This is a genomic window from Amycolatopsis sp. 3B14 (genome assembly GCF_050958625.1).
Taxonomy (GTDB): Bacteria; Actinomycetota; Actinomycetes; order Mycobacteriales; family Pseudonocardiaceae; genus Amycolatopsis_E; species Amycolatopsis_E thermoflava.
On the sequence record NZ_JBHZEN010000068.1, the window covers coordinates 1 to 22,647 of the forward strand.

Annotated in this window: 25 protein-coding genes; 17 read left to right on the forward strand and 8 right to left on the reverse strand. The window is 71.1% G+C overall.

Features of this window, described 5'->3' with window-relative positions:
* Nucleotides 1-260: 260 nt before the first annotated feature.
* The 3 genes from ACCP09_RS32980 to aceA all read right to left on the reverse strand — a co-directional run bounded on the left by ACCP09_RS32980 (nt 261) and on the right by aceA (nt 4,240).
* Entirely contained in the window at nt 261-1,052 is a 792-nt protein-coding gene (locus ACCP09_RS32980; protein ID WP_433752657.1) for a S1 family peptidase, read from the reverse strand.
* A gap of 227 nt (nt 1,053-1,279) precedes the next feature.
* Nucleotides 1,280-2,887 (reverse strand): malate synthase A, encoded by a 1,608-nt coding sequence (aceB, locus tag ACCP09_RS32985; protein WP_433752659.1) that lies wholly within the window; start codon nt 2,885-2,887, stop codon nt 1,280-1,282.
* A 66-nt stretch (nt 2,888-2,953) separates the two neighbouring features.
* The gene (aceA, locus tag ACCP09_RS32990; RefSeq protein ID WP_433752661.1) at nt 2,954-4,240 is read right to left on the reverse strand and encodes an isocitrate lyase; all 1,287 of its coding nucleotides are present in this window, start codon (nt 4,238-4,240) and stop codon (nt 2,954-2,956) included.
* A gap of 227 nt (nt 4,241-4,467) precedes the next feature.
* On the opposite strand from aceA, the gene ACCP09_RS32995 reads away from it, so the two are divergent.
* Together ACCP09_RS32995 and ACCP09_RS33000 are read left to right on the forward strand one after the other, a co-directional pair.
* Nucleotides 4,468-5,892 carry a short-chain fatty acyl-CoA regulator family protein gene (locus ACCP09_RS32995; protein WP_027931965.1) on the forward strand — a complete coding sequence of 475 codons (1,425 nt, stop codon included), beginning with the start codon at nt 4,468-4,470 and terminating at the stop codon, nt 5,890-5,892.
* Nucleotides 5,893-5,901: 9 nt separating this feature from the next.
* Complete coding sequence (locus ACCP09_RS33000) at nt 5,902-6,438, forward strand: NADPH-dependent FMN reductase (RefSeq protein ID WP_433752663.1); 537 nt, start codon at nt 5,902-5,904, stop codon at nt 6,436-6,438.
* A gap of 55 nt (nt 6,439-6,493) precedes the next feature.
* Here ACCP09_RS33000 and ACCP09_RS33005 read toward each other — a convergent pair whose 3' ends face one another.
* Complete coding sequence (locus ACCP09_RS33005; RefSeq protein WP_237338447.1) at nt 6,494-7,249, reverse strand: acyltransferase; 756 nt, start codon at nt 7,247-7,249, stop codon at nt 6,494-6,496.
* 11 nt (nt 7,250-7,260) lie between these two features.
* Between ACCP09_RS33005 and ACCP09_RS33010 the strand changes: the two genes are divergently transcribed.
* Nucleotides 7,261-8,223, forward strand: a complete 963-nt coding sequence (locus ACCP09_RS33010) for a nucleoside hydrolase (protein WP_433752666.1) — start codon at nt 7,261-7,263, stop codon at nt 8,221-8,223.
* 19 nt (nt 8,224-8,242) lie between these two features.
* Here the strand turns inward: ACCP09_RS33010 and ACCP09_RS33015 are convergent, their stop codons facing one another.
* On the reverse strand, nt 8,243-8,647 hold the full coding sequence (locus tag ACCP09_RS33015) for a VOC family protein (protein WP_378334416.1): 405 nt from the start codon (nt 8,645-8,647) through the stop codon (nt 8,243-8,245).
* 90 nt (nt 8,648-8,737) lie between these two features.
* Between ACCP09_RS33015 and ACCP09_RS33020 the strand changes: the two genes are divergently transcribed.
* Nucleotides 8,738-9,715: a helix-turn-helix transcriptional regulator gene (locus ACCP09_RS33020; RefSeq protein ID WP_433752668.1), complete on the forward strand. Its 978-nt coding sequence runs from the start codon at nt 8,738-8,740 to the stop codon at nt 9,713-9,715.
* Between the two features lie 14 nt (nt 9,716-9,729).
* Here ACCP09_RS33020 and ACCP09_RS33025 read toward each other — a convergent pair whose 3' ends face one another.
* Entirely contained in the window at nt 9,730-11,223 is a 1,494-nt protein-coding gene (locus ACCP09_RS33025) for a plasmid pRiA4b ORF-3 family protein (protein WP_433752670.1), read from the reverse strand.
* A 103-nt stretch (nt 11,224-11,326) separates the two neighbouring features.
* Here ACCP09_RS33025 and ACCP09_RS33030 point away from each other — a divergent pair, with 103 nt between their 5' ends.
* The 6 genes from ACCP09_RS33030 to ACCP09_RS33055 all read left to right on the forward strand — a co-directional run bounded on the left by ACCP09_RS33030 (nt 11,327) and on the right by ACCP09_RS33055 (nt 15,636).
* Nucleotides 11,327-12,079, forward strand: coding sequence for an MBL fold metallo-hydrolase (locus ACCP09_RS33030; RefSeq protein ID WP_433752672.1), 753 nt, complete (start codon nt 11,327-11,329; stop codon nt 12,077-12,079).
* A gap of 86 nt (nt 12,080-12,165) precedes the next feature.
* Nucleotides 12,166-12,606: a MarR family transcriptional regulator gene (locus tag ACCP09_RS33035; protein ID WP_027931972.1), complete on the forward strand. Its 441-nt coding sequence runs from the start codon at nt 12,166-12,168 to the stop codon at nt 12,604-12,606.
* Nucleotides 12,603-13,409, forward strand: a complete 807-nt coding sequence (locus ACCP09_RS33040) for an ABC transporter ATP-binding protein (protein ID WP_433752674.1) — start codon at nt 12,603-12,605, stop codon at nt 13,407-13,409. The genes ACCP09_RS33035 and ACCP09_RS33040 overlap by 4 nt, the downstream gene beginning before the upstream one ends.
* Nucleotides 13,369-14,181, forward strand: a complete 813-nt coding sequence (locus ACCP09_RS33045; protein ID WP_433752676.1) for an ABC transporter permease — start codon at nt 13,369-13,371, stop codon at nt 14,179-14,181. The genes ACCP09_RS33040 and ACCP09_RS33045 overlap by 41 nt, the downstream gene beginning before the upstream one ends.
* A 105-nt stretch (nt 14,182-14,286) precedes the next feature.
* Complete coding sequence (locus ACCP09_RS33050) at nt 14,287-14,874, forward strand: DUF4383 domain-containing protein (protein ID WP_228684891.1); 588 nt, start codon at nt 14,287-14,289, stop codon at nt 14,872-14,874.
* A gap of 21 nt (nt 14,875-14,895) precedes the next feature.
* Nucleotides 14,896-15,636, forward strand: coding sequence for an SDR family NAD(P)-dependent oxidoreductase (locus tag ACCP09_RS33055; RefSeq protein WP_433752678.1), 741 nt, complete (start codon nt 14,896-14,898; stop codon nt 15,634-15,636).
* A 54-nt stretch (nt 15,637-15,690) separates the two neighbouring features.
* Here the strand turns inward: ACCP09_RS33055 and ACCP09_RS33060 are convergent, their stop codons facing one another.
* Nucleotides 15,691-16,485 (reverse strand): hypothetical protein, encoded by a 795-nt coding sequence (locus ACCP09_RS33060; protein WP_027931975.1) that lies wholly within the window; start codon nt 16,483-16,485, stop codon nt 15,691-15,693.
* A 180-nt stretch (nt 16,486-16,665) separates the two neighbouring features.
* On the opposite strand from ACCP09_RS33060, the gene ACCP09_RS33065 reads away from it, so the two are divergent.
* From ACCP09_RS33065 to bcp, 3 genes are all read left to right on the forward strand, one after another.
* Nucleotides 16,666-16,848 carry a hypothetical protein gene (locus ACCP09_RS33065; RefSeq protein WP_017987385.1) on the forward strand — a complete coding sequence of 61 codons (183 nt, stop codon included), beginning with the start codon at nt 16,666-16,668 and terminating at the stop codon, nt 16,846-16,848.
* A gap of 200 nt (nt 16,849-17,048) precedes the next feature.
* Entirely contained in the window at nt 17,049-17,576 is a 528-nt protein-coding gene (locus tag ACCP09_RS33070) for a hypothetical protein (protein WP_378364106.1), read from the forward strand.
* A 24-nt stretch (nt 17,577-17,600) separates the two neighbouring features.
* Nucleotides 17,601-18,080, forward strand: a complete 480-nt coding sequence (bcp, locus tag ACCP09_RS33075) for a thioredoxin-dependent thiol peroxidase (RefSeq protein WP_433752681.1) — start codon at nt 17,601-17,603, stop codon at nt 18,078-18,080.
* A 46-nt stretch (nt 18,081-18,126) separates the two neighbouring features.
* Here bcp and ACCP09_RS33080 read toward each other — a convergent pair whose 3' ends face one another.
* Nucleotides 18,127-18,816, reverse strand: a complete 690-nt coding sequence (locus ACCP09_RS33080) for a GntR family transcriptional regulator (protein WP_027931978.1) — start codon at nt 18,814-18,816, stop codon at nt 18,127-18,129.
* A gap of 217 nt (nt 18,817-19,033) precedes the next feature.
* Here ACCP09_RS33080 and ACCP09_RS33085 point away from each other — a divergent pair, with 217 nt between their 5' ends.
* The 4 genes from ACCP09_RS33085 to ACCP09_RS33100 are packed head-to-tail and all read left to right on the forward strand — an operon-like array spanning nt 19,034 to nt 22,636.
* Nucleotides 19,034-20,371: an MFS transporter gene (locus ACCP09_RS33085; RefSeq protein WP_027931979.1), complete on the forward strand. Its 1,338-nt coding sequence runs from the start codon at nt 19,034-19,036 to the stop codon at nt 20,369-20,371.
* A complete protein-coding gene (locus tag ACCP09_RS33090; RefSeq protein WP_020422448.1) occupies nt 20,368-21,144 on the forward strand; it encodes a LamB/YcsF family protein in 777 nt (258 codons plus the stop codon). Before ACCP09_RS33085 ends, ACCP09_RS33090 begins: the two co-directional genes overlap by 4 nt.
* Entirely contained in the window at nt 21,141-21,761 is a 621-nt protein-coding gene (pxpB, locus tag ACCP09_RS33095; protein WP_123683597.1) for a 5-oxoprolinase subunit PxpB, read from the forward strand. Before ACCP09_RS33090 ends, pxpB begins: the two co-directional genes overlap by 4 nt.
* The gene (locus ACCP09_RS33100) at nt 21,758-22,636 is read left to right on the forward strand and encodes a biotin-dependent carboxyltransferase family protein (protein ID WP_027931981.1); all 879 of its coding nucleotides are present in this window, start codon (nt 21,758-21,760) and stop codon (nt 22,634-22,636) included. Before pxpB ends, ACCP09_RS33100 begins: the two co-directional genes overlap by 4 nt.
* Nucleotides 22,637-22,647 lie beyond the last annotated feature (11 nt).

The following is a 22,647-nucleotide window of genomic DNA, read 5'->3' on the forward strand; positions in this document are numbered from 1 at the left end:
GGGGCGGAGCCGCTGGCGGGGCGGCCTGCCTGGCCGCGCCCCCACGAGGGGCGTGACAGGCGTGCACGGCACGTGCCGGCGCACGCCGGCCTGCCTGAGCGCGGCGGAGCCGATGGCATGCCGGCATGCCTCGGCGGGGCGAAGCCGCTGGCGGGGCGGCAGGCCTGGGCGCGCCCCGCGAGGGGTGGGCGGGCGTGCGTGGCACGTGGCGGCGTGCGCCAACAGTCGCAGGAGTGCACCGGCACTAGCGGAGGTCCGCGTCAGGGCAGTACTTCCGCAGGGGTCAGCTGGGCTTGCAGCTCGTCGTGGTAGGAGCCGACCCGGGCGTAGACTCCGGGCTTTCCTGGCTCGGCACAGCCTTCGCCCCAGGAGACGACTCCCACGACCCGTCCGGCGGCCACCAGTGGGCCTCCCGAGTCGCCCTGGCAGGTGTCCACCCCGCCCTCCGGGTAGCCGGCACAGACCATCGCCTCGGGGCTGTACTGCTGGGGGTACGCCTTCGTGCAGTAGTCGTCACTCGTGACGGGCACCGTCGCCTTCAGCAGGACGTCCGACGAATCGCCCATCGGCTCGGTGTTGCCCCAGCCAAGGATCGTCGCCTCGGTGCCGGCCTGGTAGCCGGGATCGTCCTTCGTCGCCAGTGGCAACGGCTGCGCGGTCAACGGCTGTGTCAGGGTCAGCAGCGCCACGTCGTAGCCCTGCGTGGCGTCTTTGAACTGGGGATGCACCCACACGTGGGACACAGTGGACACCGTCCCGTCCCGGCCGCTCAGCTGCGTCCGTCCACTGACGACTCGCAGCGACGGCGTGCTCTCGCCCTGCGCGCAGTGCGCCGCTGTCAGCACTTTGTCCGCCGCGACCAGCGTCCCGCCGCAGAACTGGAGGCCGGTGGCATCGGTCAGCGCCACGGTGAACGGGTACTCCGCGATGTTCGCGGGCTTGCCACCGACGATGCCGGGCTCCGCGTGCGCGGCCGGCACGCACACACACGCGGCGACCAAACTCGCGAGAACCACGATCGAACGGGTGAAACGGCGGACTGCAGGGATCATTACCAGCTCCTTCGGCGCCCTGGTGAACGGTGTCGCAGTCCAGGATTGCGCGTCGGGAGGGTTCTACACATCTACCAAAAGACAGAAATTTCGCGGACAGGTCGGGCCCGGTAGGTGGAGCATACCTACCGGGCCCGAGTGTCCGCGCTGTCCGGCCACAGCCAGCGCGAGCCGGTTTTCCCCGTCAGGAGAGGGAAAACCGGGGTCCTCTCGACACAAACAGACCTCTAGACCAGATCCGTCAGGTAGCGCGCGTACGCGCCGGTGGTCAGGAAGTTCGGCAGCTTCTCGCCGAGCGCCGTCTCGACGAAGATCTCACGCGCATCGTCCAGTTTGGCCTCCGGGCCCAGGTCGGCCCGGATCGACGCGAGCTCCTCGTCCAGCATGGTCCGGACCAGCGAATCCGTCACCGCCGTGCCGTCGTCGAGCTTCGTGCCGTTGCGGATCCACTGCCACACCTGCGCCCGGGCGATCTCCGCGGTCGCCGCGTCCTCCATCAGGCCGAAGATCGCCGCGGCGCCGGTCCCCCGCAGCCACGAGTCCACATAGCGCAGAGCGACGTTGATGTTGGCACGCACACCCTTTTCGGTGACTTCGCCGCCGGCGCTGGCCACGTTCAGCAGATCCTCGGTGGTCACCGAAACGTCCTCGCGCGTCCGGCCGAGCTGGTTCGGCCACCCGCCCAGCGCGTCGTCGAAGACCTCGCGGCAGACCGGCACCAGACCGGGGTGCGCCACCCACGAGCCGTCGAAGCCGTCGCGCGCCTCGCGTTCCTTGTCCTGGCGGACCTTCTCGAACGCCAGCGCGTTCGCCTCCGGGTCCTTGCTGGGGATGAACGCCGCCATGCCGCCGATCGCGTGGGCGCCGCGCTTGTGGCAGGTCCGGACCAGCAGCTCGGTGTAGGCCCGCATGAACGGCGCGGTCATCGTGACCTCGGCGCGGTCGGGCAGGACGAAGTCCGCACCCGCGTCACCGAAGTTCTTGATGATCGAGAAGATGTAGTCCCACCGGCCCGCGTTCAGGCCTGCCGCGTGCTCACGCAGCTCGAACAGGATCTCGTCCATCTCGAACGCCGCGGTGATCGTCTCGATCAGGACGGTCGCCCGGATGGTCCCCTGCGGGATGCCCAGCTCCTGCTGCGCGAGGCGGAACACGTCGTTCCACAACCGCGCCTCGAGGTGGTTCTCCAGCTTCGGCAGGTAGAAGTACGGCCCGCTGCCCCGCGCCAGCAGCTGGCGCGCGTTGTGGAACAGGTACAGCCCGAAGTCCACCAGGCTCGCCGAAACCGGCCGCCCGTCGATGCGCAGGTGCTTCTCGACCAGGTGCCACCCACGCGGGCGAACGACGATCGTCGCGGGGTTGTCGCAGATCGTGTAGCGCTTGCCCGATTCGGTGGTGAAGTCGATGTCGCGCCGGATGGCGTCGAACAGGTTCAGCTGCCCGCCGACGATGTTCGACCAGGTCGGCGAGGTCGCGTCCTCGAAGTCGGCCAGCCACACCTTCGCGCCGGAGTTCAGCGCGTTCACGGTCATCTTGCGGTCGGTCGGTCCGGTGATCTCCACGCGCCGGTCCTCGAGGCCGGGCGCCGCGGGCGCCACCTGCCAGGAGTCGTCGTTGCGGATCCAGCGGGTCTCCGGCCGGAAGTCGAGCACCTCCTCACCGCTGGCGAGCTTCTCCCGCCGCAGCCGCCGCTCGTCGAGCAGCTCGCGCCGCCGACCGGCGAACTCGTTGTCCAGCCGCGCGATGAAGGCCAGCGCCGCCGGGGTGAGGATCTCGTCGTACCGCTCGCCGGCCGGGCCGGCGACCTCGATCTGCGAGGTGAACCTGTGGGACATGGCAAGCCTTCCTGGAGGGGCCGCGAGCGGCCAGGGCGAGCGCGCCCTGGCCGCTCGCGACTTCTTCTAGAACTGGGCTTCTTCGGTGGAGCCGGTGAGCGCGGTGGTCGAGCTCTCCGGGTTCAGCGCGGTGCTGACCAGGTCGAACCAGCCGGTGCCGACCTCGCGCTGGTGCTTCGTGGCGGTGTAGCCCCGCTCCTCCGAAGCGAACTCGCGCTCCTGCAGGTCGACGTAGGCGGTCATGCCCTCGCGGGCGTAGCCGTGCGCCAGGTCGAACATCGAGTAGTTCAGCGCGTGGAAGCCGGCCAGCGTGATGAACTGGAACTTGTAGCCCATGTGGCCCAGCTCGCGCTGGAACTTCGCGATGGTCGCGTCGTCCAGGTGCTTCTTCCAGTTGAACGACGGCGAGCAGTTGTAGGCCAGCATCTGGTCCGGGTACTTGGCCTTGATCGCCTCGGCGTACTGGCGGGCGACCTCCAGGTCCGGCGTGGAGGTCTCCATCCACAGCAGGTCGGCGTACTCGGCGTAGGCCAGGCCGCGGTCGATGCAGGGCTCGATGCCGTTGCGGACCTTGTAGAAGCCCTCGGAGGTGCGCTCGCCGGTGATGTACTTCCGGTCGCGCTCGTCCACGTCGCTGGTGATCAGCGTCGCGGCCTGCGCGTCGGTGCGGGCGACGACCAGGGTCGGCACGTTCAGCACGTCGGCCGCGAGGCGGGCCGCGTTCAGGGTGCGCTCGTGCTGCTTGGTCGGGATCAGCACCTTGCCGCCGAGGTGGCCGCACTTCTTCTCGGACGCGAGCTGGTCCTCCCAGTGCACACCTGCGGCGCCGGCGGCGATCATGCCCTTCATCAGCTCGAACGCGTTCAGCGGGCCACCGAAGCCGGCCTCGGCGTCGGCGACGATCGGCGCATACCAGTCGATGTCGTTGTTGCCCTCGGCCCAGTTGATCTGGTCGGCGCGGCCCAGCGCGTTGTTGATGCGGCGGACGACGGCCGGGACCGAGTTGGCCGGGTAGAGGCTCTGGTCCGGGTAGGTCTGGCCCGCGAGGTTCGCGTCGGCCGCGACCTGCCAGCCGGACAGGTAGATGGCCTTCAGGCCGGCGCGCACCTGCTGGACGGCCTGGTTGCCGGTCAGCGCGCCGAGGGCGTGGACGTAGTCCTCGGTGTGCAGCAGGTTCCAGAGCTTCTCGGCGCCGCGACGGGCCAGCGTGTGCTCCTCGACGACGCTGCCCCGCAGCTTCACCACGTCGGCCGCGCTGTAGGAGCGCTTGACACCCTTCCACCGGGGGTCCGACGCCCACTGCTGCTCGAGCGTCGCGGCTTCCTGCTGCAACTCGTTGGGCTGCTCTGCCATGGGAGTTCTCCACCTTTGCGAACTTTGCGATGACTCGCTTGCTTGGAACGACCATGACATGCGCTGCGCAAACACCGCCAGCGCTCCAATTTGCCAATTTCTGCAAATTTTGGCGTAGCATGTTGTGAAGGTTGCGAAACGAGGTTTCGCAGCCGCTGCAAAGTTCGCCGACTGAATCGGTCACGTGATCGGTGCGGTCGGGAAAAGATCCTCGGGAAGGGCCTGTCGTGGAGAAGACTTTCGCCGGCGCGAAGCTGCGCCACCTACGCGAGAGCCGGTCGATGAGCCAGGCGGACCTGGCCAGGTTGCTGGAGATCAGCCCCAGCTACCTGAACCAGATCGAGCACAACTCGCGTCCCTTGACCGTTCCAGTGCTGCTGCGCATCACCGAGGCGTTCGGGGTCGACACCGAGTTCTTCGCCAACAACGACACCAGCCGCCTGGTCGCCGACGTGCGCGAAGCGCTGCTCGACGAGGCGCTCGGTGTCGAGGCCACGACCAGCGAGCTCAACGAGCTGGCCACCAACCTGCCGACGATCGCGCAGGCATTGGTGCGGCTGCACCGCAGCTACCGGGCGGCGGTGGAGAGCACGGCCGCGCTGGTCACCGAGAACGGCATGGGCCCGCACGGCAGCGCCGCCGCGCCCCTGCCCCACGAGGAGGTCCGCGACTTCTTCTATGAGCGCGAGAACTACGTCGCCGAGCTGGACGAACGCGCCGAGCGGATGGCCGAGGACATCGGCCTGCGCCGCGGCGGCGTTCACAAGACTTTGCAGGACCGGCTCGCCGACCACTACGGCGTGCAGGTGACCAGCGAGGGCATCGACGAGGCCGCGGGCGAGCAGCACCGCTACTCCCCCGACTCGAGGATCCTGCGGCTCGCGCCGAGCCTGCGGGTGGGCCAGCGGGCGTTCCGGATGGCTTCGCAGATCGCGTTGCTGGAGTACGACGACCTGATCACCGAGCTGGCGGATTCGTGGGCGTTCTCCGGCCCGGCGGCCCGGTCACTGGCGCGGGTCGGCCTTGCCAACTACTTCGCAGGCGCGCTGATCCTGCCCTACGGCGCGTTCCTGTCCATGGCGGAGACCTTCCGCTACGACATCGAGCGGTTGTGCGACCACTTCGGCGTCGGGTTCGAGACGGTGTGCCACCGGCTGTCCACCCTGCAGCGGCCCAAGCGGCGCGGCGTGCCGTTCTCGTTCGTGCGGGTGGACCGCGCGGGCAACATGTCGAAGCGGCAGTCCGCGGCGGGCTTCCACTTCTCCCGCGTCGGCGGGTCGTGCCCGCTGTGGAACGTCTACGAGGCGTTCAGCTCGCCGGGCAAGATCCTCACCCAGATCGCGACGCTGCCGGACGGCAAGAGCTACTTCTGGATCGCGCGGACGGTCTCGCGCAACATCGGCGGCTACGGCAGCCCGGGCAAGATGTTCAGCGTCGGCCTCGGCTGCGAACTCCGGCACGCCGGGCGGCTCGTCTACTCGACCGGTCTGGACCTGGACGCCAAGGCGGCCGCCACGCCGATCGGCATGGGCTGCAAGGTGTGCGAACGACCGGCCTGCCCGCAGCGGGCGTTCCCGACGATCGGCAAGCAGCTCACGGTCGACGAGAACACCAGCACCTTCGTCCCGTACCCGGCGGTGCCCAAGGGATAGCGTGGGCGCATGACGACGCTCTTCCGGATCCTGGCCGTCAGCGGGAGCACGCGGGCGGGCTCGACCAACTCGGCGATGCTCGCCACCGCGCAGGCGATCGCGCCGGAGGGCGCGGTCGTCGAGGTCTACGACGGGCTCCGGTCGTTGCCGCACTTCGATCCGGACGACGACCGGGACCCGCTCCCGGACGCCGTCGCCGACCTACGGGGACAGCTCGAGGAAGCGGACGCGGTGCTGTTCTGCACGCCGGAGTACGCCGGCGCGCTGCCCGGGTCGTTCAAGAACCTGCTCGACTGGGCGGTCGGTTCGGACGCGATGGGCGGCAAGCCCGTGGCGTGGATCAACGTGTCGTCGTCGATCACCGGCGCCGCCGGGGCGCACGAGTCGCTGCGGACCGTGCTGGGCTACCTGGGCACGCGGATCGTCGAGGAGGCCTGCGTGCACATCCCGGTGCCGCGCGAGGCGATCGGCGCGGACGGTCTGATCGGCGACGAAGCCATCCGCAATCGGGTGCGTGCGGCGCTGACCGCGCTCGCGACCCGCTGAACCCGGTGGCCAGCCCCTCGCCCACCACCACCCTCAATGGAGCCGCTACGCGGCGCTAGCTTTGTTCGAGGGTCTTCTGCAGCGCCTTGTTCGCCTTGCGGGCCATGTCGGCGATGGCCTCGCGGCGTTCGGCGTCGGCTTCGTAGTCGGCGCGGCGGTCGCGCACCACGCGCGCCGGGGAGCCCACCGCGATGCCGTAGTCCGGGATGTCGCCGCGCACCACGGCGTGCGCGCCGAGGACGCAACCGCGGCCGACGCGGGTGCCGCGCAGCACCGAGACCTTCGTGCCGATCCAGGTGTCCGGCCCGATGCGCACCGGGGTCTTCACGATCCCCTGGTCCTTGATCGGCAGGTTGATATCGGTGGTGACGTGGTCGAAGTCACAGATGTAGACCCAGTCGGCAACCAGGGTCGCCGCGCCGAGCTCGATGTCGAGGTAGCAGTTGACGACGTTCTGGCGCCCGAAGACCGCCTTGTCGCCGATGCGCAGCGAACCCTCGTGGCAGCGGATCGCGTTGCCGTCGCCGATGTGGACCCAGCGCCCGATCTCCAGGCGGCCGTAACCGGGGCGGCAGTGGATCTCCACGTCCTTGCCGAGGAAGACCATGCCGCGCAGGATGATGTGCGGGTTCGCCAGCCGGAACTTGAGCAGGCGCCAGTACCGCACCAGGTACCAGGGGGTGTAGGCGCGGTTGCGCAGGACCCAGCGCAGCGAGTCGGCGGTCAGGAACTTCGCCTGACGAGGGTCGCGCCGGGCGCGGCGCCAGGCCTGCACCCGGGACAGCACCGGCGATCCCCACATCGATGTCATAAGTTGACAGTATGCCGACTCCGTTGATCATCGATACCGACCCGGGCGTGGACGACGCGTTCGCGATCGCGCTGGCCGCGCTGAGCGAGGACGTCGAACTGCTGGGGGTCACCACGGTTTTCGGCAACGTCCCGCTCGAAGCGACCACCCTCAACGCGCGCCGGGTGCTGGCGCTGTGCGGGCGCGCGGACGTGCCGGTCGCGGCCGGCGCCGCGCGGCCGCTGGTGCACGCCCAGCTGCAGCGGGCCAGCCACGTGCACGGCTCGGACGGGCTGTCCGGGCGGTCGGCCGCGCTGCCCGAGCCGGTCCGGGCGCTGGAGCCGGGCGGCGCGGTGAGCCTGCTGGTTTCGCTGCTGGAGGCGGCCGCGGAGCCGGTCACGATCGCGCCGATCGGCCCGCTCACGAACATCGCGCTGCTGCTCGCGGCGCACCCCGAGGTGCGGGAGAAGATCGCGCGCATCGTCGTCATGGGCGGCGGGCTGGCCGGCGGCAACACCACCGGCGCGGCGGAGTTCAACATCTGGAGCGACCCGGAGGCGGCGCGGCGGGTGCTGGTCGAGGAGCCGGTGCCGTGCGTGCTCGTGCCGATGGACCTGACCTACCGGTGCGCGGTGGACAGCACGTGGCTCGGCAAGCTGGCCGCGTCCGGGCCCATCGGCACCGCGCTGGAAGCGCTGACGCCGGACTACCTGGCGCACTACCGCAAGGCGCTCGGGTGGGACGGGATCGTGCTGCACGACGCGGTCGCGGTGGCGGAGGCGATCCGGCCGGGGATTCTGAAGACGGCGAGCTATCCCATCGAGGTGGAGTGCTCACTGGGCCCCGCCCGCGGCGCGACGCTGGTCGACCGGCGGCGGCAGGCGCTGCGCGCGGACGCGGAAGGCGACGTCGCGCCGGGGCGCGTCGAGGTGGCCGTGGACACCGACCTGGAAGGCCTGCGGGGCTTCATCCTGGAGCGGCTGACACAGGCCTGACAGCCCCGGGGGCCGGTCGTCAGCGGGCGAGCCTCGCCCTGGCCTCTTCGGTGAGCGGCGCGAAGAAGTTGACCAGGTTGCCGTCGGGGTCGCGGAACAGCAGCGAGCGGTTGCCCCACGGCATGGTCGTCGGCTTCTGCACGATCTCGGGGACGACCGCCAGCGACGTCAGCCGTTCGTACGCCCGGTCCACGTCCTCGACGAGGAACTCGAGGATCGCGGTCCGGTTCGACTCGGGCACGGCCGCCCCGGGGCTGAACAGCGACATCGTCTCGGCGCCGCCGATCGCGAGCGTGCACGAGGAACCGGCGAACTCGGCGAACTGATCGGCGAGCCATCGCGCCCGCAGGCCGGTCACCTGCTCGTAGAACTCGGCAAGGCGTGCGACGTCGCTGGTGATGACACGGACGGAGACGAGCTGCACGGCGGGTCCTTTCTGCACTTCTGGGAGGGACACCGGCCACGCTAGGGGCGATAGTGGACAGGATCCGCCCGGTATTGCGAGGATCTTCGGGTGACCCGGCCGATCGCCCGTGTGCTGGCCCTGCTGGAGATCCTCCAGAGCGGCGGGCCCCGGACCGTCGCCGAGCTCGCCGGTCGGCTCGACGTCGACGAGCGCACCGTGCGCCGCTACGTCGATCACCTCCGCGACCTCGACGTCCCGGTCCGCACGGTGCGCGGACGGCACGGCGGGTACCGACTGTCGCCCGGCTACCGGATGCCCCCGCTCATGCTCACCGACGAGGAAGCGCTCGCCGTTCTGCTCGGTCTGGTCGCGGGGCGGCGAGCCGGCCTGATCACCACGTCGGTCGCGGCCGCGGAGAGCGCGGCCGCGAAGATCCGCCGGGTGCTGCCCGGAGCCGTCGGGCGGCGGCTCGACGCGCTGCTGGAGATCGCCGGTTTCACCGCGCCGCCGCGACCGGCGCTGACGGCGGAGGCCGGGGTGCTGCTCACCGTCGCGGAGGCGGCGCGGGATCGCCGGCCGGTCGAAATCGCTTACACCGCGGGCCACGGCGGCGCCAGCGAACGCGTCGTCCACCCGTACGGGGTGGTGGCGCACTCCGGGCGGTGGTACCTGAGCGGCTTCGACTCGGCCAGCGGGCAGGTGCGCACGTTCCGGATCGACCGGATCGGAACCGTCGAAATGGGCGCGGGAACGTTCGACGTGCCGGCGGGTTTCGATCCTGCGGAACGGGTGCTCAGCGCCCTCGCCGAGACGCCGTACGAGCACGAGGTGTCCGTGCGGATCCGGTCGACGCCCGAACGGATCCGCTCCGTCTTCCCGCCGTCCGTCGCGTCGCTGGAGACGATCCCCGACGGTGATCCCTGGGTGCGGGCGCGGATCCGGGCGCAGCGACTCGACTGGATACCGCCTCTGCTCGCGGCGCTCGACCAGCCGTTCGTCGTCGAGCAGCCCGGCGCCCTTCGCGATCTCGTCAGAGCACTGGCGGATCGGCTGGCCCGCCACGCCGAAGCGGGACCGGACGACTGATCACCACAAGCCGGTCAGGGGTGCGCGGGGTGCGGGATGCGCACGGCGGCCAGGCGCTTGTTCCGGGCGGAAGCGCTTTCCCCCACCTTGGACACGCTCGTGCAGCGCGGGTACGTCAGGCCCGGATCCGGGTCGAGGATCTTCTCGCACGTGACGGAGTGCTCGTCCGCGCCGAGGAAGAACCGCAGGCTCGTGCCCGGCCGCACCAGGACGTGGGACAGCCGCACGTCGTGTTCGTCGCGGTCCTCGCCGAGGCCGAAGAACGGGTCGGCGTAGCGGACGCCGTCGGCCTCGAAGTGGTGCTCCGCGCCGTCCGCGTCGAGCGCCTCGGCGAGCACGCCGAGCGTCACGCTCGCCGGGATCACCAACCGCCACCACTGCGGCGGCTTGCGGCCGGTCACGGTGACCTTCAGCTGGTACACGGCCAGCTTCACGGTTTCCGCGAACGCCCGCAGCTCGCGCCGCAGCGCCGTCGCCTCGGGCTCGAGCGCGTCGAGCCCGCCGCGGTCGCGCACGTAGTGGTAGGCCTCCTCGACCCCGCTGCGTTCCCGCGCCGACAACGCGTATTCGGTGACCAGCCGCCGTCGCTCCGATTCGGACAGACCCGGCCCGTCGTCCCACATCTCCAACATCGCGGCGGCGTGCGGGCGCACGTTGCGGTACCCCAGGGCGACGTGCCAGGCCGGCAGCACCTCGTCGCCGAAGCCGGCGACCACCTCGATCGCCGCGACGCGTTCGACCGGTGATGCGAACTCCGCGGCGTGCAGGAGTTGCGCGGCGCCGTCGACCGGGCGCCTGCCCTCGAACCAGCGCAGCGCCTGCCGCCAGGCCTCGTCGGCGGGCAGCGGCGCGAGACGGCCCAGCAGCTGGGCGGCGCGCAGCCCGGGCGTGACCGGGCGCGGTTCCCGAGCGGCCCACTCGTCGAGCGCCCACTGGCCCAGCGGCGTCACCTTCCGGTCGGCGTCGAGAGCGCCGAACTCGGTCAGCACGTCCAGCGCCGCGTCGAGGGGGAACAGGTCCGTGCCGCCGAAGCTCGACGCGACCGCGTCCCCGTCCTCGCTGCCCTTGAGCAGCCGGTGCACCGAGAACACCAGGTCGTCGAGCAGCGGGCCGTTGGCCAGCGCGGTCAGCACCGCGCGGCACATCGCGAACGCACCGCGACGGCGCGGGTCGGCCGACTCCGCGCGCAGGACCGCGTCCAGGCCCTTGAGCCACAGCTGCGCCGGATCGTCGTGCGGCGGGCGGGCGACCGCCTGCGCGACGCCGACCTCGATCAGCCCCGCGCCTTCCGCGGCCACCCACGGCCGGTGGATCGTGACGACGTCCGCGGCCGAGCGGACCTTCTCGCCGACCTCGACGCCGAGCACCCCGGCGACCGAGGGGACGTCGGCGGGACGCAGAACTCCTTTGGGGGTAACGGGTCTCCCGTCGCCGACCCAGCTCGCCAGCGCCCTCGTCCGGGACAGCGCTGGGCACTGACTCGCCAGTGTGGAGATTCCGGTACTCACCCGCAGGACTTTAGCGAGGGCGCCCCGTTACCCGGACGGGTGTTTCCGTCCACAGTAGAGATGTCGATTTGTCGATCATGTGCCGCGGGCTAAGCTCGGCCCGGTGAGCGATCTCAGCCTGACGGTCCTCGGCTCCGCCACGCCGTACGCCGAGCCGGGCAACCCGTGCTCGGGCTACCTGGTCTCCAGCGGTGAGACGCACGTGTGGCTCGACTCGGGCCCCGGCACGCTCGCCGAGCTGCGCCGCCACACCGGCCTGGACCGGCTCGCCGCCATCTGGATCTCGCACCTGCACGCCGACCACTGCGCCGACCTGCTCACCGCGTACTACGGCGCCCTCTTCGCGGACGTCGAGCTGCCCGCGCCGATCCCGCTGTTCGGCCCACCCGGGATCGCCGACCGGCTGGCCGGTTTCCTGACCAACGGGCCGTCGCGCAGCCCGGTCGAGCGGGCCTTCGCCGTGCAGGAGCTGTCCGACGGGCACCGGGCGGAGATCGGCCCGATGACGTTCACCGCCGCGGCCGTCGAGCACGGCATGCCCGCGTTCGGTGTGCGCATCGAGGCGGGCGCGGCTTCGCTGGCCTACTCCGGCGACAGCGCGCCCTGCCCGGCGGTGACCAGCCTGGCCAAGAACTGCGACGCGTTGCTGTGCGAGGCGGACGGCCCGGCGCCGTCGGAGGCGCACCACACCCCGGAGGACGCGGGCGAGGCCGCGGCCGGCGCGGGAGTGCGGAGGCTGATCGTCACGCACGTCGGGCCATTCCTCACGCCGGGCGATGCCGTCACCCGCGCTGCGGCGCGCTTCGAAGGGCCGGTCGCGTACGCGGCTCCCGGCGCCGTCTTCCACCTGCCCTGATCGGCTGGGCGAACACTCCCGTTTCTCCCGTTCGGGAAATTAGTGAGCGTTGCTAATAGCTCTCAGTCAGAGCTACCGTGGACGACGTGCGAGAACTGGCCGAGAAGCTGATGACCACCACGGCCGCGCTGCGGCGGGTCGTCCGCAGGCGCGTGCGGGACACGCTGCCGCACGCGCCCCTGCGCCCGGCGCAGGCCGAGCTGCTCCGCGTGGTCGACGAACACCCCGGGATCGGCGTCGCCGCTGCTGCTCGTGCCCTGCACCTGGCCGGGAACTCGGTCAGCACGCTCGTCAACCAGCTCGTCGACGCCGGGCTGCTGGACCGCCACGTCGACCCGGACGACCGGCGGGCCGCGCGACTCGAACTCACCGGCGCGGCGCGGGCCCGGCTGGACAACTGGCGCCGCACCCGCACCGCCTTCGTGGCCGAGGCGATCGCGACCCTGCCTGCCGGGGACCGCGACGCGATCCAAGCCGCTCTGCCCGCTCTCGGCCGGCTGGTCGCCGCGATCCAGGAGGAGAGATGACCACACCCGCGGTGCGCTGCGCCGGGCTCCGGCACGCCTTCGGCGACACGGTCGCCGTCGACGGCGTCGACCTGGAGATCCCGGCGGGCCAGGTCTTCGGACTGCTCGGCCCCAACGGCGCGGGCAAGACCACCACCATCCGCATGATCACCACGCTGCTGCCCGCGAAAGCCGGCGCGATCGAGGTGTTCGGACTCGACGCAGCGCGCCGGAAGATGCGCGTGCGGCGGCTCATCGGCTATGTGCCGCAACAACTTTCCGCCGACGGCGCGCTCAGCGGACGGGAGAACGTCGCGTTGTTCGCCCGCCTCTTCGACGTCCCGCGCCGCGAGCGGGCCGAGCAGGTCGACAACGCCCTGGGCGCGGTCGGCCTGCTCAGCGACGCCGACCGCCCGGCCTCGACCTACTCCGGCGGCATGATCCGCCGCCTCGAACTCGCGCAGGCGCTGGTCAGCGCGCCCCGGCTGCTGATACTCGACGAGCCGACCATCGGGCTCGACCCAGTGGCCCGCTCCAGCGTCTGGGAACGCATCCAGCAGGTCCGCGCCGACACCGGCATGACGGTGCTCGTGACCACGCACTACATGGACGAGGCCGAGCAGCACTGCGAACGGGTCGCGCTCATGCACCGCGGCCGGATCCGGGCCATGGGCAGCCCCGCGGAACTGCGGGCCGAACTCGGTTCGCAGTCCACTTTGGACGACGTCTTCCGCGCCGTCACCGGGGACGCCTTCGACGACGCAGACAAGGGAGGGATCCGGGATGTCCGTGCCGCTCGCCGCACCGCCCGCCGCCTCGGCTGACCCCGGCGCGGTCCGCCGCCTGCTGTCCAGGGTGGGCACGATGTGCCTGGTCGAACTGCAGAAGCTGCGCCGCGACCGCGCGGAACTCCTCACCCGCGCGATCCAGCCCGCACTGTGGCTGCTGATCTTCGGCGAGACCTTCACCCGCCTGCGCGCGATCCCCACCGGGAGCACGCCCTACCTGGACTTCCTCGCGCCTGGGATCCTCGCGCAGTCCGCGTTGTTCATCGCGATCTTCTACGGCATCCAGATCATCTGGGAACGCGACGCCGGCGTGCTGGGCAAGCTGCTCGTCACGCCGACCCCGCGCGCGGCGCTGGTCACCGGCAAGGCCTTCGCGGCCGGGGTGCGGGCACTCGCGCAGGCCGTGATCGTGCTGGTCCTCGCCGCGCTCCTGGGCGTCGGACTGACCGCGAACCCGCTGAAGCTGGCCGGCGCGGCGCTCGCCGTGGTGCTCGGATCGGTGTTCTTCTGCTGCCTGTCGATCGTGATCGCCGGGCTCGTGCTGTCCCGCGAACGGCTGATGGGGATCGGGCAGGCGATCACGATGCCGTTGTTCTTCGGGTCGAACGCGCTCTACCCGGTGGATTTGATGCCCGGTTGGCTGCGCGTGCTCAGCCACGTCAACCCGCTCAGTTACGAAGTGGACGCCCTGCGGGGGCTGCTGATCGGCACCGCGAACCACGTATGGGTGGATTTCGGGGTGCTCGCCGGCTCCGCCGCCGTCGCCATCGCCGTCGCATCCGCCCTGCTCGGGCGGCTCGTGCGGTGAGTTTGCCCGATTCGGCCCCCGGGTAACCCGATGGGCACACATCATCGAATAGAGGGGACAGGCGACATGTCTTTCCCGGAAGATGCCCGCGTCCGGAAATCCGGAATGCAACCCGTCCAGGTGCTCGCCGCGCTGATCGGCCTGCTCTTCCTCGTGCTCGGCATCGCCGGGTTCCTGCGGACCGGCTTCAGCGGCTTCACCAGCAACGAGCACCAGACGATCGTGGGCTTCATGATCAACCCGCTGCACAATCTCGTGCACACGGTCATCGGCGTGCTCGGCCTGCTGTGCGCGGCGGCCTCGCCGTCTGCGCGGCTGTTCGGCTGGATCCTGTTCATCGGGTACGGCCTGGCGTCGGTCTGGGGCCTGATGATCACCGGCGTCATCTCGTCGAATCCGGTGTCCGGTCTGGGCAACCCGCTCAACCTGGACGCCGCCGACAACTGGCTGCACGTGCTGGCCGCCCTGCTGGGCCTGGTCATGGCGATCATGCCGGCGCGCAAGCGGGTGCACGTCGACGACAGCGAGGTGGACACCGCAGCGATGCGGCTGCCGATCACCGACGAGAACGTGCCGGGCAACGCGGACGTCCCGACCCGGCCGGTGCCGCAGCAGACCGCGGCAGAACCGCGGACCGGCCACCACCGCCCGTCGCGCTGGCGGATGCACCGGTCGGGCCGCACCGCGCACTGACCGTCGGGCAGACTGCCCCGCGTGAGCGGAACGGTGCTGGTGCTCGGCGGGCGCAGTGAGATCGGGCTCGCCGTCGCACGGAAACTCGTGGACGGCGGGCGGAAGTTCGTGCTGGCGGCCCGGCGCAGCGGCGACCTCGACTCCGAGGAAGCGTCGCTGCGCCGGGCCGGCGCTTCGGAAGTGGTCCGCGTCGAGTTCGACGCGGACGACGTGGCCAGGCACCGCGAGGTGCTCGACGGGATCGTCGCCGAGCACGGTCCACTCGAGACGGTCGTGGTGTCGTTCGGGATCCTGGGCGACCAGGAGCGGGCCGAACGGGACGCGGCGCACGCGATGGCCGTGATCCACACGGACTACGTCGCGCACGTGAGCATCCTGACCGAGCTGGCGAACCTGCTGCGCGCGCAGGGCAGCGGGCAGCTCGTGGTGTTCTCCTCGGTCGCCGGGGTGCGGGTGCGGCGGGCGAACTACGTGTACGGCTCGGCGAAGGCCGGGCTGGACGGGTTCGCGAGCGGCCTGGCCGACGCCCTGCACGGCAGCGGGGTGCGCCTGCTGCTGGTGCGCCCGGGTTTCGTCATCGGCCGCATGACCGAGGGCATGTCGCCCGCCCCGTTCTCCAGCACGCCGGAACAGGTCGCGACGGCGACGGTCCGGGCGCTGCGGCGGGGACGGGGAGAGGTGTGGGTGCCGCCGGTGCTGCGGCCGGTGTTCTTCCTGATGCAGCTGCTGCCGCGTGCGATCTGGCGACGGATGCCCCGCTGAACAGACCGAAGGCCACTCCCGCCGGGAGTGGCCTTCGCCGCGTCAGGGGGGCGGTCAGCCGCCGAGGAGACCGCCGACCAGGCCGCCCACGGTGTCCAGCAGGCCGCCGTTCTTCTTGGTGGTCGGCTGAGTCGTGCCGGGCGAGCTGCTGGGCTGCTCCGAGGTCGGCTCGGTCGTGGTCTCCGGCGACGTGGTCGCCTCCGGGGACGTGGTCTGGGCGCTGCCGGAGCCGGTCGTCGTGCTCACGGCGGGCGCCGGGGCCGCTTGCGAGGTGGTCGGCGCCGCGGTCGTGCCACCGGCCGTCGACTGGCTGGTGCGCGCCTGGCTGCTCGCGCTGCTGGTCCCGTTCTTCGCGGCCGGCGTCTGGGACTGCGACGACGCGCTGCCCGACGGCGGCAGCTCGGCACTGGTCGAGGTCGGGGTGCTGCTGGCGAGCAGTTGCTGCTGCGGAGCGGCGATCGTGCTGGTCGGCGTGTGGCCGGTGCTCGTGTCCGGGCCGCCACCCGCGCCGCCCGGCGCGGCGGCGTCGTGCAGCTGCCCGGTGGTCAGGGTGCTGACCGCGACCCCGGCCAGCGCCGCCACACCGGCGGCGAGGGCGCCGATGCGGCCCGCCTTGCGCTTGTCCCACCGGCTGCCCGGCTCGCTCTCGCGGCGCAGGATGCTGGCCGCTGGGATGCGCACGGTGGGAGCGTCGGCCATCTCCGGGGTGATGCCGGAGTCGTCGACGGGCTCCTTCGGCAGCTTGATCGCGGTGAACTCCTGCGTGACGCCTTCCCTGCGCAGCAACTCCGCGACGCTGATCCGCCGCGTCGTGGCACTCGGTCGAGTGTCTTTGTCGTCGCTCGTCACGCTGAACCTCTCCAAATCCGCTTACTGCCCGCGACATGATTACTGTTGTTATCAGTTCGTTGCTTCAGGTCGTGATCGAGGTCACAGCCATTAGGCCAAATGTCGTACACACCGTGACGAGTCGATGGCTGAGGCGACCCGATACTGTGAGCCGCATCGCGCAGTTCCGGAGGTGACAGCGTGGCGGGCCGCAACCCCTTGTCGTGGGTGAGCAGCGTGGCGGACTGGTTCGAGCAACGTGGCGTGTACGTGCCGGGCGAGGACAACCACACGGTCGACCCCTGGCGCGACTTCGGCTGGCTGATCGTCGCCTGGCTGGTCGGTTGCGGAACGTTCATCCTCTTCCTCGCGATGGCCGTGTGACCCGGCCGGGGTGAGCGCGATCACGGCTGGTGGCCCGCCGATCACGGATCGGCCACAGCCCGACACCAGGTCCGCGTCAACCCCGCGCCGTGACTCGCACCCGCCCGCGACTAGGGACAGAGTGGAGCGCGCCCGGCGGAAATACCTACCCCGAACGGACCAGCCGGCCGGGCAGCCGAAGATGTGAGGAAGTGGCCCCTGTGCGCACCCCGAGGCACGCGATGGCCGCTCTCGTCCTGGTGGCGGTGACCGCTTGCGGTGCGCCGGCGCAGGTCGAGGGCGGGTCGACGAGCACCGGCGGTGACGTCGCGATCCAGCAGGCGGTCCCCGCGCTGCGCACCCTGGACTTCGGTGGCCAGTACCGGTTCGACGACGGGGTCGCGGTGTCGGTGTCCGCGCCGAAACCGTTCAAGCCCAGCAACAGCGCGTATCCGCGCAGCGACCGGGCGGTGGCGTTCGAGATCATCATCCGCAACGACGGCGACCAGCCGTACCGGCTGTCCGGGCTGAGCGTGTCGGCGACCGTCGGGGACGTCGCGTCGAAGCAGGTCGTGGACTCCACCCAGGGCTACAGCGGCATCGTCGACGCGGGCAAGGACGTGCAGCCCGGGCGCGACGTGCGCGTGAACCTGGCCTTCACCGCGCCACCGGAGCCGGCCGAGATGCGGCTGACGCTGCGCCCGACGGCGACCAGCCCGGTCATCGCCGTGTACTGCGGTCCGGCCTGACCGCCGCCCGGATACGCTCGGGGCATGACTGACCCGCAGCGGCTCACCGCCGGCGACAAGGCCCCCGACTTCACCCTTCCCGACAGCACGGGCAAGCAGGTCTCGCTGTCGGACTTCCGGGGCAGGCACGTCGTCGTCTACTTCTACCCGGCCGCGGGCACGCCGGGGTGCACCAAGCAGGCCTGCGACTTCCGGGACAACCTCGGCGACCTCGACGGCGCCGGCTACCAGGTGCTCGGCATCTCGCCGGACAAGCCGGAGAAGCTCGCGAAGTTCGCCGAAGCGGAGCAGCTGACGTTCCCGCTGCTGTCCGATCCGAACAAGACGGTGCTCACGGAGTGGGGCGCGTTCGGCGAGAAGAAGAACTACGGGCGCATCGTGCAGGGCGTGATCCGGTCGACGTTCGTGATCGACCCCGAGGGCACGATCGTGAAGGCGATGTACAACGTCCGGGCGACCGGCCACGTGGCCAAGCTGCTGAAGGACCTCAAGATCTCCGCCTGACCCCGCTTCCGGCGTGGGCGCAGTGCCGCCCGCGCCGGAACCGCGCTCACATCACCCGGCGGTAGGCCTCCACCAGCTGCTCCTCCGCGTCGTCGAGGTACGCGGCCAGCTGACGCTCCGCCGTGAGGCCGTCGCCGGTGCGCAGCGTCTCCAGGATCTCCCGGTTGCGCTCCAGGTACGGCTCGTGGAACGGCTGCGGGTCGGCCATCACGTGGAACACCAGCCGCAGCTCGGCGAGCAGCCCGCGGACCAGCTCGTCGACCCGTGGGCTGCCGGCGAGCGTGATCAGCGCCTGGTGGAAGTGGATGTTCGCGGTGCCCAGCTCGCGCCAGGCCTGACGCTTCTTCGCGTCCTCCCCGTCGGCGACCGCGGCCTCGACGGCCTGCAGCTTGTCGCCCGGCGGGCTGGTGATCTCCCGCAGCACGGCGCACTGCACGAGTTTGCGCACCTTGTACAGGTCGATGACGTCCTCGACCGACAGGCGCCGCACGAAGACGCCCCGGTTCAGCTCGTGCACCAGCAGCTTCTCGTGGGTGAGCAGCCGGAACGCCTCCCGCAGGGTGTTCCGGGAGACGCCGAGCGCCCCGCCGATCGCCTCCTCGGAGAGCCGGCTGCCGGGCTCGAAGAAGCCCTCGGTGATGCGCCCCCGCAGGATGTCCGCCAGCCGTTCGGCCGTGCTGGTGCGGCCCAGCAACAGGCGGTCGGCTTCGAGCCCGGTGCTGAGGATCGAGCCCATGGACTCGGCGTCGGTGGTCACGCTGGGCCTCCGGTTTTTCAGGGGTCGGACCGTGTAACGGAAACTTAACCAGTCCATCGAAGGACGGTCCAACCTGCGACTTGTTCTACGAAAAGTCTATCCAGACGCTTCGAAGCGGTGTCGATGTTCCTCGAAAGTATTGACGGATCGTTCAACAATCCCTAACTTCATGACCTACCTCACTCCCCTTCGATGGATGGACACCGTGATGACCGCTTCGACTGAGCCCACGGACAAGCGCTCACTGCGCCGCGCGTTCGTGGCTAGCCTGTCCGGCACCACTCTGGAGTACTACGACTTCGCGGCCTACTCCGTGGCGGCCGCGACGCTGTTCGGCAAGCTGTTCTTCCCCTCGGGTGACAGCCTCGCCGGCACCATGGCGGCCTTCTCGACGTACGCCGTCGGTTACCTCGCCCGCCCGCTCGGTGGGTTCATCTTCGGCCGCCTCGGCGACAAGCTGGGCCGCAAGCAGGTCCTGGTGTTCACCCTCCTGCTGACCGGTATCGCCACCTTCCTCATCGGCGTCCTGCCCACCCACGCCGCGATCGGCGGCTGGGCCGCCGTGCTGCTCGTGGCACTGCGGTTCGCGCAGGGTGTCGGTGTCGGTGGTGAATGGGGCGGCGCGGTACTGCTGTCCAGTGAGTTCGGCGATCCCAAGAAGCGCGGTTTCTGGGCCTCGGCGGCCCAGATCGGCCCGCCCGCGGGCAACCTGCTGGCCAACGGTGTGATCGCGCTGCTGGCCGCGGTGATGACCACCGCCGCGTTCGAGTCCTGGGGCTGGCGCATCGCGTTCCTGCTGTCCGGTGTCCTGGTGCTGTTCGGTCTGTGGCTGCGGATGAAGCTGGAGGAGACCCCGGTCTTCAAGAAGATCGCGGAGAGCGGCGAGAAGCCGAAGGCCCCGCTGAAGGAGGTCTTCACCCAGGAGCCGCGTGCCCTGATCGCCGGCATCCTGATCCGCATCTGCCCGGACGTCCTGTACTCGCTGTTCACCGTCTTCGTCCTCACCTACATGACCAGCGAGCTGGGCATGAGCCGCAGCCAGGGCCTGACCGCCGTCATGATCGGTTCGGCGTTCCAGCTGTTCCTGATGCCGGCCGCCGGTGCGCTCTCCGACCGCGTCAGCCGTCGCAAGCTCTACGCGATCGGCACCATCGCCGCCGGTGTCTGGCCGTTCCTGTTCTTCCCGCTGGCCGGCACCAAGTCCTACCTGGCGATCGCGGTCGGCATGGTCGTCGCGCTGGCGATCCACGCTCTGCTCTACGGCCCGCAGGCCGCGATGATCACCGAGCAGTTCTCCGAGCGCCTGCGTTACACGGGTAGCTCACTGGCCTACACCCTCGCCGGTGTCGTCGGTGGCGCTGTCGCTCCGCTGATCTTCACCGCCCTGCTCGACGCGTACGACTCGTGGTTCGCCGTGGCGCTCTACGTCCTGGTGACCGCGATCGTCACCGGCATCGGTGTCGCCCTGAGCCGCCGGGCGCGCGAGGAGGAGCCGGTCGTCACCTCGGCCGACACGGTGGAAGTCGCACGATGAGCGCCCCCGCGACCACCGCCACCATCGACCTGAACTGCGACGTGGGCGAAGGGTTCGGCGCCTGGCGGATCGCCGATGACGAAGCCCTGCTGGACGTCGTGACCGGCGCCAACGTGGCCTGCGGCTTCCACGCCGGTGACCCCTCGACCATGCGGCACGTCTGCGAGGCGGCGGTGAAGCGCGGGGTCACCATCGGAGCCCACGTCGGGTACCGGGACCTGGCCGGGTTCGGCCGCCGGTTCCTCGACGTGGACCCCGTCGAACTGATCGACGAAATCCTCTACCAGCTGGGTGCGCTCGACGCACTGGCCGGCGCGTCGGGCGGCGAGATCGCCTACGTCAAGCCGCACGGCGCGCTGTACAACGCCATCGCCACGCACGAGAAGCAGGCAGGCGCGGTGGCCGAGGCGGTGTGGCAGTACGACCCGACGCTGCCCGTGCTCGGGCAGCCCGGGTCCCGGTGGCTGGCGCGTGCCGCCGAAGCCGGGCTGACCACCATCGCGGAGGCCTTCGCCGACCGCGGTTACTCGCCCGACGGGCGGCTCCTCCCCCGGCGCGAGCCGGGGGCGGTGCTGACCGACGCGGACGAGGTGGCGCGGCGGTGCGTCCGGCTGGTGCGGGACGGCGAGGTGGTGGCCGTGGACGGCACGGTCATCCCCCTCCAGGCGGGTTCGCTGTGCGTGCACAGCGACACCCCGGGCGCGGTGGAACTGGCCACCGCGGCCCGGGCCGCCCTGGTGTCGGCCGGGGTCGAGGTGCGGAGCTTCGCATGAACATCCGGCGATGCGGGGACCAGGCGCTGCTGGTCGACGTCGGGGACACCGGCGGGATCGACGCGGTGCTCGGCCTGTACTCCGCGCTGTCCGACCCTCGTCCCGACGGCGTGACGGAACTGGTGCCTGCGGCGCGCACCCTCCTGGTGCGCTTCGACCCGGCCGTGATCGGCGCCGGTGAGCTGGTGGAGCTGCTGACGGGCACCGAACCGGTGCCCGCCCAGGCGATGCGCGGCGAACTGGTGGAAATCCCCGTGTACTACGACGGCGCCGACCTGGCCGAGGTCGGCAAGCACACCGGACTCGGCGCGGACGGCGTCGTCGAAATGCACACCGCCGCCGAGTACACGGTGGCGTTCGGCGGGTTCGCGCCCGGTTTCGGTTACCTGACCGGGCTGCACCCGAAACTGCACCTGCCGCGGCGGGCCACGCCGCGGACGCACGTGCCCGCCGGGGCGGTCGCCATCGCCGGTGAGTTCACCGGCATCTACCCGCGGTCCTCGCCGGGTGGCTGGCAGCTGGTCGGCCGGACCGAGGTCCCGCTGTGGGACCCGGCCCGCCGTCCGCCGGCCCTGCTGCGGCCCGGCACCCGCATCCGCTTCCGGGAGGTTCGATGATCGAGGTGGTGCGGCCGGGTCCGCTGACCACGGTGCAGGACCTGGGACGTCCCGGACTGGCCGCCCTGGGGGTCGGCCGGTCCGGGGCGGCCGACCGGCGGTCGGCCGCGCTGGCCAACCGGCTCGTCGGCAACCTCGACGGCGCCGCGGTGCTGGAAACCACGTTCGGCGGCCTGGTGCTGCGGTTCCGGCAGGTGGCGCGGGTCGTGGTGACCGGCGCGCCGTGCCCGATCCGGCGGGGCCGCCGCGGTGAGGCGATGAACGCGCCGTTCACCGTCTGGCCCGGCGAGGAGCTGACGCTGGGTGCGCCGACCTCGGGCCTGCGCACCTACGTCGCCGTGCGTGGCGGGATCGGCGTGGACAAGGTGCTGGAGTCCCGCTCGACCGACCTGCTGGCCGGGCTCGGCCCCGCCGCGCTGAGCGAGGGCGACGAGCTGCCGATCGGCGACGACGAGTGCGGCCCGCTGCCCTCGGTCGAGGTCGCGCCGGTGCCCGACCCGGCCGGGTTCGCGCTGACCGTGCGCGTGATGCCCGGCCCGCGGGACGACTGGTTCACCGCGGAGGCGCTGAAGACCTTCGCGACTGCGACCTACGAGGTGACCTCGGAGAGCAACCGCGTCGGCGTCCGGCTCACCGGCCCCGTCCTGGAGCGGGCCCGCGAGGGCGAGCTGCTCAGCGAGGGCATGGTGCCGGGCGCGATCCAGGTGCCGCCCTCGGGGCTGCCGCTGGTGTTCCTCGCCGACCACCCGGTGACCGGCGGATATCCGGTCATCGGTGTGGTGCTGACCGACGACCTGCCGGTGATGGCCCAGGCGCGGCCGGGCCAGACCGTGTCGTTCCGCCTCGTGTCCGCCGATCTCCCGGCGGCCGCCTGATCTCCCGGGAG

What these genes read in the sequence shown, in the direction of transcription:
- bcp (WP_433752681.1), top strand. Translation starts at nt 17,601, where the DNA reads ATGACTGACCCGCAGCGGCTCACCGCCGGCGACAAGGCCCCCGACTTC.
- ACCP09_RS33000 (WP_433752663.1), top strand. Translation starts at nt 5,902, where the DNA reads ATGACGACGCTCTTCCGGATCCTGGCCGTCAGCGGGAGCACGCGGGCG.
- ACCP09_RS32980 (WP_433752657.1), bottom strand. Translation starts at nt 1,052, where the DNA reads ATGATCCCTGCAGTCCGCCGTTTCACCCGTTCGATCGTGGTTCTCGCG.
- aceA (WP_433752661.1), bottom strand. Translation starts at nt 4,240, where the DNA reads ATGGCAGAGCAGCCCAACGAGTTGCAGCAGGAAGCCGCGACGCTCGAG.
- ACCP09_RS33045 (WP_433752676.1), top strand. Translation starts at nt 13,369, where the DNA reads ATGTCCGTGCCGCTCGCCGCACCGCCCGCCGCCTCGGCTGACCCCGGC.
- ACCP09_RS33040 (WP_433752674.1), top strand. Translation starts at nt 12,603, where the DNA reads ATGACCACACCCGCGGTGCGCTGCGCCGGGCTCCGGCACGCCTTCGGC.
- ACCP09_RS33005 (WP_237338447.1), bottom strand. Translation starts at nt 7,249, where the DNA reads ATGACATCGATGTGGGGATCGCCGGTGCTGTCCCGGGTGCAGGCCTGG.
- ACCP09_RS33090 (WP_020422448.1), top strand. Translation starts at nt 20,368, where the DNA reads ATGAGCGCCCCCGCGACCACCGCCACCATCGACCTGAACTGCGACGTG.
- ACCP09_RS33010 (WP_433752666.1), top strand. Translation starts at nt 7,261, where the DNA reads ATGCCGACTCCGTTGATCATCGATACCGACCCGGGCGTGGACGACGCG.
- ACCP09_RS33085 (WP_027931979.1), top strand. Translation starts at nt 19,034, where the DNA reads ATGGACACCGTGATGACCGCTTCGACTGAGCCCACGGACAAGCGCTCA.
- ACCP09_RS33050 (WP_228684891.1), top strand. Translation starts at nt 14,287, where the DNA reads ATGCAACCCGTCCAGGTGCTCGCCGCGCTGATCGGCCTGCTCTTCCTC.
- ACCP09_RS33100 (WP_027931981.1), top strand. Translation starts at nt 21,758, where the DNA reads ATGATCGAGGTGGTGCGGCCGGGTCCGCTGACCACGGTGCAGGACCTG.
- aceB (WP_433752659.1), bottom strand. Translation starts at nt 2,887, where the DNA reads ATGTCCCACAGGTTCACCTCGCAGATCGAGGTCGCCGGCCCGGCCGGC.
- pxpB (WP_123683597.1), top strand. Translation starts at nt 21,141, where the DNA reads ATGAACATCCGGCGATGCGGGGACCAGGCGCTGCTGGTCGACGTCGGG.
- ACCP09_RS33080 (WP_027931978.1), bottom strand. Translation starts at nt 18,816, where the DNA reads ATGGGCTCGATCCTCAGCACCGGGCTCGAAGCCGACCGCCTGTTGCTG.